Below are 12,467 nucleotides of genomic sequence, written 5' to 3'. Positions count from 1 at the left end.
GTGATTCTTGACAGGAGCTCCTGTTCGGGTTATGATAATACAAGCGACAAAATGTGTGCGTACCAAAAAGAATGGAATGAGAGGATTTTTGGAATGGGAAAAATTATACTTACAGGCGACCGCCCCACAGGACGGCTTCACGTAGGACATTATGTGGGTTCACTGAAGCGCAGGGTGGAGCTTCAGAACTCGGGAGAGTTTGATGAGATTTATATTATGATAGCCGATGCGCAGGCTTTGACAGATAATGCGGACAACCCTGAAAAGGTGCGTCAGAACATCATAGAAGTGGCCCTGGATTATCTGGCATGCGGACTGGACCCGTCCAAGTCCGTGCTGTTTATCCAGTCCCAGATACCGGAATTGTGTGAGATGACCTTCTATTACATGGATCTGGTGACCGTATCCCGCCTTCAGCGCAATCCCACGGTTAAGTCTGAGATCCAGATGCGTAATTTTGAGGCCAGCATCCCGGTGGGATTTTTCACCTATCCCATCAGCCAGGCAGCCGACATCACTGCCTTCAAGGCAACTACGGTTCCGGTGGGCGAGGACCAGGCTCCAATGATTGAGCAGACCAGGGAGATCGTGCACAAGTTTAATACTGTTTACGGAGGTAATCTGGTGGAGCCGGATATCCTGCTTCCTGACAACAAGGCATGTCTGCGCCTTCCGGGCACTGACGGCAAGGCCAAGATGAGCAAATCCCTGGGCAACTGCATTTACCTGGCTGATTCCGAGGCGGATGTGAAGAAGAAGATCATGTCCATGTTCACCGACCCCAACCATCTGCGCGTGGAGGATCCGGGCCAGGTGGAAGGAAATCCTGTGTTTGTTTACCTGGATGCGTTCTGCCGCGATGAGCATTTCGCAGAGTATCTTCCGGATTACAAGAACCTGGATGAGCTGAAGGCCCATTATATGAGAGGCGGTCTTGGGGATGTAAAGGTCAAGAAGTTTTTAAACAACGTGCTTCAGGACGAGCTGCGCCCCATCCGTGAACGCCGTAAGGAGTTTGCAAAGGATATTCCTGCCGTATACCGTATCCTGGAAGAGGGGAGCAGGAAAGCCCAGGCAAAGGCAGCCGGGACACTGGCGGAGATGAAGAGGGCCATGAAGATCAACTATTTTGAGGATAAGGACCTGATCGCAGAGCAGGCTCTCAGATTCCAGTCCGAGGAATAAGCGTAAAAACAACAGAAATCATTAGGATTTTCGCGGAAAGCGGAAGTCCTTTTTCTGTTATGTGGTATAATATTGCGGTGTTCTGCTTTGACAAGGGTGCATTCTGAAGCTGACGTTTATGGATTAAAAAAACCTCTTGACCCTGCCCTTAGGGATGGGATTATACTTGGTTCAGATCCGGATCAGATGAATAAAAACAGATGGAGGAACAGGGAAATGCTGACCATAGGACAGATGTCAAAGATATGCGGGGTAAGTGTAAAAACGCTGCGCCATTATGAAAAGATCGGTCTTTTAAGGCCAAGGAAAACAGATGAGGCCAATGGATACCGGTATTATGAGGACAGTCAGATCAGTACCATGCTTTTGATCGGACGGCTGAAGCGGTACGGATTTTCCCTTACCGACATTCAGGGCTTGCTGGACACAAAGGATGCCGGGAGTCTTTTGGGGCAGCTGAGGAAACAGAAATTCCGGCTGGAGCAGCAGATGAACTATCTTTCCGTTACGGTCAGGGAAATGGGAATCCATCTGGAAGAGTTTGAAAGGACAGGTGACATTATGAGCTATCAGAATAACTATGAAATCCAGGTCAAAGAAACAGAGGAACAGGTGCTGGTAACCAGCAGGCAGAATATGTCGGTGGAGGAATTCGGAAACTATTACGGGAAACTGTATGAAAAGATCGCCAGGGAACATCTCACCGCCAACGGCATAACAATGGCAATCTACCATGACCAGGAGTTTGATCCGGCCTACAGCGATATAGAGCTTGCCGTGGGTATCACGGAAAGGGATAAGGCGGACTGCATCATGCCAAAGCGTTTCTGTGCCGCCACCGTTCACAAAGGAGCATATTCAGGGCTTCCCGATGCTTACGGCGCCATTGTATCATGGATCAACGCCAACGGATACCGGCCGGATGGAATGCCCTACGAGATCTATGTCAAAAATCATTTCCATAACCTGCCGCCTGAGGAGTGGGAGACGGAGATATTCTTTCCTGTTAAGAAGTGATCATAAGTATATCCAGAGGAGCCGGCTTCCAAACGGAAGCCGGCTCCTGGTTTATAGCAGATCGTTTGTGTGCAATATTTTCAATTTTCTGAATATATCCTTAATTTGCCAGATCTTCCATTGACTTGAAACCTGGGTCACAATATACTGAAGCCATATGAGGAGGATTTTGGTATGAAACGTTTATTGGTTTTTGTGAAAATGCATACCCTGTTAAGCATTGTCCTGGCTCCTGTGGTGGTGCTTCTCATCATGATGGTACTGGGATGCCCATTACTGTTTATAAGAGGGCCGTTTGGGCCCAACCGGCTGACGGAAGGATATATGGCGTTGTTTATGGTTCTGATCCTGCTGGTTTCCTTAGTCTACCCCCTGCTGTTAACCGTGTGCAATCTATATTTTATGGTCAAAAAGACTCTGAGTCCCTTTCAGCGGTCCATCAGTGCATTGACGGAAATTGCCACCATATTGGCCGGTTTTCTGCTAAGCTGGCTGTATATCTCGGAAGTTACGGAGATCGTATTTGCGGACTGGCCTGAGGTGCTGTACAATGGCCAGTTCCATACACCCATTGCCACCTGGACATTTCCAACCATAGCAGTGCTGTCCGGAGTGGGGATCCTTGGATATATGATCCTTCGCATGATCCCGTTAAAGGAACTGCCTCCCCTTGTGACCGTACTTTCCATGTCAGCCATGTACATCGGATGCCTGATGTGTGTGATGTGGACCATACAGACCTGCGTGGCGGGCAGGGGAGGGATCTACCTGTACCTGTTTCCTGTAAACTGTGTCCTCATTGCCGTAAAAGTGATCCGGCGTTTGCTGCTGCAGTGGCAGGAACTGAATCCGGGCCGTACGGAGGGGAGAGGAGAGAAGGGAAAAGGGGAAGAGATGGCAGGAAAGCCGAATAATGGAACGGCAGGAAGTCCGGAAGTCGCGGGACGCTTTGAGGCCGTGCTGCAGAATTCCGGAAACTGGCCATGGCTGGCCCTGCTTTTTATGCTGCCCCTGCTGGGGATCCTGATCATGCTCCTCACTTTATTCGGACAAAAGCCGGACAGCGTCATTCAGGCGTGGACACAGACCAGCCAGTGGAATCTGTCCCAGAAGGTCTCCCCTCCCAATGTGATGTATGACGAACACTATCTGTGCACGGTGGCGGCAGGAGGCCATCCAAAGGTGGTCCATCCCGTCCGCATGGGCGTCCGTCATGGCCATCGTGTTATTGTCAACAGACAGCTCTGTATTGCAAATGCCTTTGAGCAGATCATAATGGAACGTGCGCCCGGGTTCCACGGCGCGGTCCGGCATGTCTATGACAGATACGGATTTCCCCTGGCCCGCCATATCAGGACATCCTTTGGAGCTGACTGTGTTTATATACTTATGAAGCCGCTGGAGTGGCTGTTCCTGGCCGTCATCTATTTGTGTGACGTCCATCCGGAAAACAGGATCGCCATGCAGTATATCACTCCTATTGGGCAGGATTGGCCGGATGCGGGGTGACTCGTATTACAGGGGCAGGCAGTGTGTCGGCTGTGTCAATGGAAGAGGCCCATGACGGAGAATACCCATTAAGACGGTATGTAAGGATCGTGGATGTAAAAGGGCAGTAGGGGGAGAGATCGTATGGGGAGAGACAGGATGGAACAAAAGAATGGTAGCCATAGCACATGGGCAGGGAAAGGGGCCGGATACCTGCGGTCTATTCTCTGCGTGGCAGTGGTCCTGTCGGTGTGCGGCGGTATTTTTTATTATGGGGTGATGAACGGATGGTTTCTCCTCAACCGCCCCGGGGCCGGAACTTATTCGGTACGCGGAGTTGATGTGTCCCACTACCAGGGGGATATTGACTGGTCCGTGCTCAGCGCCCAGGACATTTCCTTTGCGTATATAAAGGCCACGGAGGGGAGCCGCCATAGGGATCCGCGCTTTGAGGAAAACTGGGAGGAGTCGGCCAGGACAGGTCTGTATACAGGCGCTTACCATTTTTTCAGTTTTGACAGCCCGGCAGAGAGTCAGGCACAGAATTTTATCCAGACCGTGGGAAAGCGGGAAGGAATGCTTCCGCCTGTGGTGGATTTTGAGTTTTACGGGGATAAGAGATCCAATCCTCCCCCTGTCAGCCAGGCGGCAGAACAGTTGGAACTCATGCTGGAGATGTTGGGGGAGCATTATGGAGTGACTCCGGTCATCTACGCTACGGAGGAAACCTATGAAATGTACCTGGAAGGCGGATTTGAAGCGTATCCCCTCTGGATCCGCAATGTGGTCCGCAGACCTAAGACCGACAGAGAGTGGACGTTCTGGCAGTACGCAAATAGGGGAAGGCTTAAGGGATATTCCGGTCAGGAGAAATTTATTGATCTGAACGTGTTTGCGGGAAGTAAAGAGCAGTGGGAACAGTTTGTGCAGACGGGTAAGCCTGTAACAAAGGCTGGGAGTTAAGGTGAAAGAAAACTATATGGTGCCGGACTTGTGAAAAAACAGATGTTCTGATATACTTGTTCCAGAAACAGACGGAAAGGAACATGCAGCATGGGAACATGGAATACAAGGGGATTGAGGGGGTCTACCCTGGAGGATCTGATCAATCATACCAATGACAGCTACAGGGAAAAGCATCTGGCGCTGATCCAGAAGATACCCACTCCCATTACCCCCATTGAGATAGACAAGGCGAGCAGGCACATTACCCTGGCGTACTTTGACCAAAAGAGTACGGTGGACTATATCGGCACCGTGCAGGGGATCCCGGTGTGTTTTGACGCCAAGGAATGCGCGGCAAAGACATTTCCCCTTCAGAACATACACCCCCACCAGATCCAGTTCATGAAGGAGTTTGAGGAACAGGGAGGGATCTCCTTCATCATCCTGTACTACACGGGAATGAATGAGATGTATTATCTTCCCTTTGACCAGGTGCTTGCTTTCTGGGAACGGATGGAGGCGGGAGGGCGAAAAAGCTTTACATATGATGAAGTGGACAAACAGTGGCGGATACGTACCTACAGGGATATGCTGGTGCACTATTTGGAGGAGATCCAAAAAGACCTGGACCGGAGAAACTGATGTTCCCGGACCGGGTCTTTGCCATGTTTAATGGATCAGATCAGCTTTTCAAAGGCGATCTTATCACTGTTGTCAAAGGTGACCACGCCGCAGTATTCATATCCGTTCTTTTCCAGCAGATGTCTCATGGCGCCATTGTCCTGGTCCGTGTCGATCTTGATGCTGTGGATTCCCCTGGACCTGCACAGCTCTTCCGCCCGGTGCAGCATAAGGGATCCCAGGCCCTTTCCCTTGTGTGAATTGCCAATGGCCAGCCTGTGGATGACACCGTAGGGCTGAATGCTTTTCCAGGTTCCTCTCAGGGTCTCATAACATTCTTCCTTGTCAAAGGAAATACATGCGTAACCTATGATACGGCCGTTCTCCGTTATGACATATCCGTTTCCTTTCATCACATCCCCGGCCACCGAATTCCTGTCGGGATATTCGTTCTGCCACTGGTCGATCCCCTGATCCTTCAGGTATTGACGCGCTTCCTGTATGATCTCCCAGCACCTATCGATCTCCGTACTTTGGGAACATCTGAATTCCATCTGTTTTTCCTCCTGTCCATTTGGTGTACGCTTGGAGTCTCACCTGCACCCATCTCTGCGGCTGACAGAAAATCATCTCGCAAATCTGAGTACCAGGAGATTTTGAACATACATTTTACATAATGATTGACCTGAATTGGAAATAAAAGTATACTATAATAAGACATACCGTCCAATATATTGGAATCTACTATATTGTACTATTAGTCCAACATAATGTCAAGCAAAAAGACTGTTTGGAGGAGTTTATGGATATTAATATTAATCTGGAAGTAGGCCGGAACATCAAGCGCCTGAGGGAGGAGAAAAAGCTGACCCTGGACGGGGCTGCCGGGGTTACCGGAGTGTCCAGAAGCATGCTGGCCCAAATTGAGAAGGGGGATGTAAATCCTACCATTTCCGTGCTTTGGAAAATTGCCAATGGCTATAAGGTTTCATTTTCCTCCCTCATTGAAACCAGTATGGAGGAGATGACCGTGGTGCGGGAACAGGACATCCTCCCCATCCGGGAAGACGGGGGAGGGTATGTGAATTATCCCATATTCCCCTTTGATGACAGGAAAATGTTTGAGACGTACAGGATCGTCATAGAGCCGGAGGGGAAGCTCTGTGCCCAGCCCCATCTGGCGGGAACGGAAGAATTTATCACAGTGTTCCGGGGAAATGTGGGGATTGAGGCCAATGGTCGGCGCTGGGAGCTGTCTGAGGGGGATTCCATACGGTTTAAGGCGGATGTGCCCCATGGCTACTGGAACATGGGAGATTCCCAGGCACAGCTGAGCATGATCATATTCTACGGAAGACAAAAATGAAATATTGACAATCACTCCATTATCCCCTATAATGGAACAATCACGTTACCGAATTAGCACTTTACTACATAGAAGTAAAAACACAATATCAATAAAAAAGGATGAATCATTATGGCAGGAAATAACCGTTTGATCCACACACCGGAGGGTGTGAGGGACAGCTACAATGCGGAATGCAGAAAGAAGCTGGCAGTACAGGATAAGATATTGAATACATTCTATCTCTATGGATATGAGCATATCCAGACCCCGAGTTTTGAATATTTTGACATATTCAGCAAGGACAGGGGAAGTGTTTCCGACCGTGAGATGTTTAAGTTTTTTGACCGGGACAACAGTACCCTGGTGCTGCGGCCGGATATGACTCCGGCAGTGGCAAGGTGTGTGGCCAAATATTTTATGGATGATACCATGCCCCTGCGGCTCTGTTATCTGGAACGGACCTTTAAGAACAACAGCAGCTACCAGGGACGGCTGAAAGAGCGGGCGGAGACCGGGGTGGAGCTGATCGGAGATGACTCCGCGGACGGAGATGCGGAGATGATCGCCATGGTCATAGACAGCCTGAAAGCGGCCGGATTAAAGGAGTTTCAGGTGGAGCTGGGCCAGGTGGCATTCTACAGAAGCCTTCTGGAGGAAGCCGGGTTAAACGGGGATGTGGAGGAGGAGCTGAATCAGCTCATTGAAAACAAGAACGATTTTGGGGTGGAGGAGCTGTTAAAGAACCAGGGGATCGACCCGGGATTAAAGCAGGTGTTCTTAAAACTCCCGGAATTGTTTGGCTCCCTGGAGCAGATCATGGAGGCAAAGAAACTGACAGCCAACCCATGCGCCCTGGCCGCCATTGAACGGCTGGAGCAGGTGCACCACATTCTGGAAAGCTATGGGCTGGCCGGTTATGTGACGTATGACCTGGGTATGCTCAGCAAATACCATTACTACACGGGGATCATTTTCAAAGCATATACATATGGGACAGGTGATTATATCGTCACAGGCGGGCGCTATGACAAACTGCTGGTGCAGTTTGGAAAGGATACCCCGGCCGTGGGATTTGTCATTGTGGTGGACCAGCTTATGGCAGCCCTGTCCAGACAGCAGATCGACACCCCGGTGACGCTGGTGAATACCGTGATCCTCTACGAGGCGTCCGCCAGGGACAATGCCATACGGCTGGGCAGGTACTTTAAGGACAAGGGTCTGGCTGTCCAGTCCATGAAGCGGCGCCCGGACAAGGAGATCGAGGATTATAAGGCCATGGCAGCACAGCGGCATATGAGAAACCTCCTGTATTTAAAGGGGGAGGGCCTGGTGGTCACGGCCATGGACATGGTGAACCACAGCGCGGATGAGATTCCTGTTTCCGCGTATGAGTGACACGGGATTGATGAATGTAAGGACTGGTGAGAACAGATGAGATATTTAACGGTAGCGTTAGCAAAAGGCAGACTGGCCAGGAAGGCCATGGAATTATTTGAGGAGATCGGCATTTCCTGTGATGAGATGAAGGATAAGGATTCCAGGAAGCTGATATTTGTAAATGAAGAGCTGGGGATCCGGTTTTTCCTGGCCAAGGCCAGTGACGTGCCCACCTATGTGGAGTACGGAGCCGCCGATATCGGCATTGTGGGAAAGGACACCATACTGGAGGAGGGCCGCAAGCTCTACGAGGTCATGGACCTGGGAGTGGGGAAATGCAGGATGTGCGTATGCGGTCCCGAGTCGGCCAGGGAGAGCCTGAAGCACCACGAGCTGATCCGGGTTGCCACCAAGTACCCTAATATAGCAAAGGATTATTTCTACAACCAGAAGTATCAGACCGTGGAGATCATCAAGCTGGGGGGCTCCATTGAACTGGCCCCCATTGTAGGGCTGTCCGAGGTGATCGTGGACATTGTGGAGACCGGCTCAACCCTGCGTGAAAACGGCCTGGCAGTGTTGGAGGAAGTGTGCAGCCTGTCCGCCCGCATGGTGGTGAACCAGGTGAGCATGAAGACGGAGAATGAGCGCATTACAAGGATAATCAAGGATTTCCAGGCCATACTGAAGGATTCATGCGCTCATAAGGAGGAGAAAGCAGAATGAGAATCATAACCTTAGATGATCGATCCATGGAAAATATCCTGGCGGATATGTTAAAAAGGGATCCCAACAATTATGACAGCTATACCCAAACCGTGGAAGCCATTGTTAATGATGTGAGAAACCGCAGGGACGAAGCCGTGTTTGAGTACACGGCAAAGTTTGACCATGCTTATCTGGACGCTTCCGGTATCCGGGTGACGGAGGCGGAGATACAGGAAGCCATGGAGCAGGTGGATGCAGGGCTGTTGGACGTGATGAAACAGTCCATGGAGAATATCCGCAGTTATCATGAAAAGCAGAAAAGGAACAGCTGGTTTGACGCAAAGCCTGACGGGACCATCCTGGGCCAGAAGGTGACCGCCCTGGAAAGCGTGGGCGTATATGTGCCTGGCGGAAAAGCCGCCTATCCGTCTTCCGTGCTGATGAACATCATTCCTGCGGAAGTGGCGGGAGTGAAACAGATCGTTATGGTGACACCTCCGGGTAAGGATGGAAAGGTGAACCCTGTGACCCTGACAGCCGCCCATCTGGCCGGTGCCACCCAGGTGTACAAGGTGGGAGGCGCCCAGGCAGTTGCAGCCCTGGCCTTCGGGACCCAGTCCATCCCAAGGGTGAATAAGATCGTTGGACCGGGCAATATCTTCGTTGCCCTGGCCAAAAAGGCGGTATACGGCCATGTGAGCATTGATAGCATTGCGGGACCCAGCGAGATCCTGGTGATCGCGGACGACAGCGCCAACCCGCGGTTTGTTGCAGCGGACCTATTAAGCCAGGCAGAACACGATGAACTGGCCAGCGCTATCCTGGTGACCACCAGCATGGATCTGGCCAAGAAGGTGTCCCTGGAGGTGGAGGGATTCTTAAAGGTGCTTCCCAGAAGTGAGATCATCAGCAAGTCCCTGGACAATTACGGATATATTTTGGTGGCGGAATCCATGGAAAAGGCAGTGGAGGCATCCAACAGTATTGCGCCGGAGCACCTGGAGATCGTGACCAGGAATCCGTTTGAGGTCATGACAAAGATTCAGAATGCAGGCGCCATCTTTATCGGTGAATACAGTTCCGAGCCGCTGGGGGATTATTTTGCAGGTCCCAACCACATCCTGCCCACCAATGGTACGGCCAAGTTCTTTTCACCCCTGGGAGTGGATGATTTTATCAAGAAATCCAGCATCATCTACTATTCCAGGGAAGCCCTGGAAAAAGCACATAAGGAGATTGAACTTTTTGCAGAGGCCGAACATCTGACGGCCCATGCCAACTCCGTACGGGTGCGTTTTGAGTGACCATACCCTCAGCGGACAAGGGGCGTGTGTCCCCCCTTGTCCGCTGAGGGCAAATATCCTTAAGAGGAGACAGAAGACATGGATAGGATAGCTGAGATCGTAAGGAATACAAATGAGACAAAGATCCATATGACCCTGAACCTGGACGGAAGCGGAACAGGGGACATTCACACAGGGATCGGGTTTTTTGACCATATGTTAAACAGTTTTGCGCGGCACGGGTTCTTTGACCTGTCCGTGACCGTGGAGGGGGATCTGGAGGTGGACACCCACCACACCGTAGAGGATACCGGAATCGTGCTGGGCCAGGCCATCCGGCAGGCGGTGGGGGACAAAAAAGGAATTGTGCGCTACGGTTACCAGATCCTTCCCATGGATGAATCCCTGGTGCTGTGCGCCCTGGACCTGTGTAAAAGACCTTATCTGGTCTATGACCTGAACCTGGACAGGGAAAAGGTGGGGGACCTGGAGACAGAGATGGTGCGGGAATTTTTTTATGCGGTGTCCTATGCGGCTGAGATGAACCTGCATGTTAAGCAGCTGTCGGGGATGAACAACCACCATATCATTGAAGCGGCCTTTAAGGCTTTTGCAAAGGCCCTGGACGGGGCGGTTGCGGCGGAACCCAGACTGACAGGCGTGCTGTCCACCAAGGGCAGCTTGTAGGAGGGACCGGGCGTTCGCCCGCACCAGAGTACCGTTTGCTTACATATGAGTACCGTCCGCATGCATATGAGTACTGCTTGGATGGGCTTTGGGGGAGGGATGGAATTGGGAAAACAGGGAACGGGGATACCTTCCCTATCCAGGAAAATGAATCATCTGAGATACAGGGATATAAGACTTTTGGCTGGCGCAGTGCTCCTCATCCTGGGATTGTCTTCTGCCCTGGCCTGCCTTCTTTTGGATGGGGATCTAAGGGAGAGGTACAGGGAAGAGTTAAACCAGCCGGTACCCTTTCAATCTGACCAACCGGCGGGATACAGCTATGTAAAACTCCAGTACCTGACAGACAGCTTTGCGGAACATGTGAAGAAGGCGGATGACTATTATTTCGGCTTTGATTTTATGTTCCGCCCCTACATCATTTCCGTAAGGGGAGAACTTCCAAAAGAACTGATGGCCCTTATGGAGTATACATATGGGGACGCCGGGGCCAAGCAGCCCCCGGCCGTGGCCGTGTACGGATATGGGGAGCCTGTGGTGCCGGAACTTCTGGGATATGCCAGGGAATCCTACAGCCGGCTGTGGTCGGAATCACAGATTCCCATTACAATGGAGGACCTGTCGGAAATTGTGGGCGGATATTACCTGGACACGGTTCCAAGAACGTATTTGGAGCAGTATCCCCGTGCAATCCTGTTTTATGTATTGCCGTTTCTTATGGCCGCTGCCGGGGGCATTTACATGATCTTGTATTTCAGGCGTCTGGGCGCCCAGAGAAGGCGGCTTTCAGGAAGGGGCGGTGAACTTCTGGCAGCGGACCGGGAACTGGCCTGCACAGAGGAATATGCAAAGGGAGCAGGCATTTACCTGACGGAGCATTTTGTCATAACTGCGGCTTATGCATTTGATGTGATCCCTTACACCAGGATCAGCAGGGTGGAGAATACAGGAGGGCTTGTGATTATTGTCACAGAGGATGGCTACGCCCATATTGCGGCCGGCGGCAGAAGGACTGGGCAATATTTGGAAAAGTTGAATCAGGATCTTAAGATCCGTTTAAAAGAAGAGGAAAGAGGAGATTCATATGCAGCTATATCCGGCAATTGACATGAAGGACGGACAGTGTGTACGCTTAAGGCAGGGCGGGTTTAAGGATATTACCGTGTATTCCGATGCGCCATGGAAGGTGGCCGCCTGGTGGCAGGCTCAGGGAGGCACCTTTTTGCATCTGGTGGACCTGGACGGAGCGCTGGCAGGGCACTCGGTCAATGCAAAGGCCATTCAGAAGATCGTGGACAGCGTAACCATCCCTATTGAAATCGGAGGAGGCATCCGTTCGGAGGAGGCGGTGCGCAGTATGCTGGACCTGGGGGTAAGGCGCGTAATCATTGGAACCAAGGCGGCTACCCATCCGGAATTCCTAAAGGACATGGTGGAAAAGTTCGGGGAGGATGCCATTGTGGCTGGCGTGGATGCCAGGGACGGCATGGTGGCGGTGGAGGGCTGGGAAAAGGTCAGCGCCGTAACCGCCCGGGATCTCTGCATAAAGATGAAGGAATTTGGAGTCCGGCATATTGTATATACGGATATATCCAGGGACGGTATGCTGTCAGGTCCCAATGTGGAGGCAACCAGGCAGCTGACAGAGGATACGGGACTTGACATCATAGCCTCCGGCGGGGTATCCTGTATGAAGGACCTTCAGGATCTGCATGAGGCAGGGATCAGGGGAGCCATTATTGGAAAAGCTCTTTACGAAAACAGAATCGACCTGAAGGAAGCAGTCAGACTCTACGAAAACTAGGAGA

General features: G+C 51.3%; 13 protein-coding genes. 12 read left to right on the top strand and 1 reads right to left on the bottom strand.

All coding sequences use genetic code 11. The features are described from left to right. The first annotated feature begins 93 nt into the window (after window positions 1-93). The 5 genes from trpS to CLFS41_RS02130 all read left to right on the top strand — a co-directional run bounded on the left by trpS (window position 94) and on the right by CLFS41_RS02130 (window position 5,277). Window positions 94-1,185 (top strand): tryptophan--tRNA ligase, encoded by a 1,092-nt coding sequence (trpS, locus tag CLFS41_RS02150; RefSeq protein WP_045091349.1) that lies wholly within the window; start codon window positions 94-96, stop codon window positions 1,183-1,185. 216 nt (window positions 1,186-1,401) lie between these two features. After that, window positions 1,402-2,202: a MerR family transcriptional regulator gene (locus CLFS41_RS02145; protein WP_045091319.1), complete on the top strand. Its 801-nt coding sequence runs from the start codon at window positions 1,402-1,404 to the stop codon at window positions 2,200-2,202. Window positions 2,203-2,376: 174 nt separating this feature from the next. Further along, window positions 2,377-3,711 carry a DUF6688 family protein gene (locus tag CLFS41_RS02140; protein WP_052665583.1) on the top strand — a complete coding sequence of 445 codons (1,335 nt, stop codon included), beginning with the start codon at window positions 2,377-2,379 and terminating at the stop codon, window positions 3,709-3,711. Between the two features lie 123 nt (window positions 3,712-3,834). Beyond that, complete coding sequence (locus tag CLFS41_RS02135; RefSeq protein WP_152648997.1) at window positions 3,835-4,653, top strand: GH25 family lysozyme; 819 nt, start codon at window positions 3,835-3,837, stop codon at window positions 4,651-4,653. Window positions 4,654-4,743: 90 nt separating this feature from the next. Continuing rightward, the gene (locus CLFS41_RS02130; RefSeq protein ID WP_007864394.1) at window positions 4,744-5,277 is read left to right on the top strand and encodes a Holliday junction resolvase RecU; all 534 of its coding nucleotides are present in this window, start codon (window positions 4,744-4,746) and stop codon (window positions 5,275-5,277) included. Between the two features lie 35 nt (window positions 5,278-5,312). Here CLFS41_RS02130 and CLFS41_RS02125 read toward each other — a convergent pair whose 3' ends face one another. Next, window positions 5,313-5,810, bottom strand: a complete 498-nt coding sequence (locus CLFS41_RS02125; RefSeq protein WP_007864397.1) for a GNAT family N-acetyltransferase — start codon at window positions 5,808-5,810, stop codon at window positions 5,313-5,315. Between the two features lie 248 nt (window positions 5,811-6,058). On the opposite strand from CLFS41_RS02125, the gene CLFS41_RS02120 reads away from it, so the two are divergent. From CLFS41_RS02120 to hisA, 7 genes are all read left to right on the top strand, one after another. Continuing rightward, complete coding sequence (locus CLFS41_RS02120) at window positions 6,059-6,622, top strand: XRE family transcriptional regulator (protein WP_007864400.1); 564 nt, start codon at window positions 6,059-6,061, stop codon at window positions 6,620-6,622. Between the two features lie 111 nt (window positions 6,623-6,733). Then, window positions 6,734-7,999 carry an ATP phosphoribosyltransferase regulatory subunit gene (gene hisZ, locus CLFS41_RS02115; RefSeq protein WP_007864403.1) on the top strand — a complete coding sequence of 422 codons (1,266 nt, stop codon included), beginning with the start codon at window positions 6,734-6,736 and terminating at the stop codon, window positions 7,997-7,999. A 36-nt stretch (window positions 8,000-8,035) separates the two neighbouring features. Next, window positions 8,036-8,707, top strand: a complete 672-nt coding sequence (hisG, locus tag CLFS41_RS02110) for an ATP phosphoribosyltransferase (RefSeq protein WP_007864406.1) — start codon at window positions 8,036-8,038, stop codon at window positions 8,705-8,707. Then, a complete protein-coding gene (hisD, locus tag CLFS41_RS02105; protein WP_007864409.1) occupies window positions 8,704-9,993 on the top strand; it encodes a histidinol dehydrogenase in 1,290 nt (429 codons plus the stop codon). Before hisG ends, hisD begins: the two co-directional genes overlap by 4 nt. 78 nt (window positions 9,994-10,071) lie before the next feature. Then, window positions 10,072-10,659 carry an imidazoleglycerol-phosphate dehydratase HisB gene (gene hisB, locus CLFS41_RS02100; protein ID WP_007864412.1) on the top strand — a complete coding sequence of 196 codons (588 nt, stop codon included), beginning with the start codon at window positions 10,072-10,074 and terminating at the stop codon, window positions 10,657-10,659. Between the two features lie 105 nt (window positions 10,660-10,764). Next, window positions 10,765-11,766 carry a hypothetical protein gene (locus CLFS41_RS02095; protein ID WP_347467318.1) on the top strand — a complete coding sequence of 334 codons (1,002 nt, stop codon included), beginning with the start codon at window positions 10,765-10,767 and terminating at the stop codon, window positions 11,764-11,766. Continuing rightward, a complete protein-coding gene (gene hisA / locus CLFS41_RS02090; protein ID WP_007864434.1) occupies window positions 11,744-12,463 on the top strand; it encodes a 1-(5-phosphoribosyl)-5-[(5-phosphoribosylamino)methylideneamino]imidazole-4-carboxamide isomerase in 720 nt (239 codons plus the stop codon). Before CLFS41_RS02095 ends, hisA begins: the two co-directional genes overlap by 23 nt. Window positions 12,464-12,467 lie beyond the last annotated feature (4 nt).

The organism is Clostridium sp. FS41 (assembly GCF_000954015.1).
Lineage (GTDB): Bacteria > Bacillota > Clostridia > Lachnospirales > Lachnospiraceae > Enterocloster > Enterocloster citroniae.
This window is presented reverse-complemented; position numbering and strand designations above follow the sequence as displayed.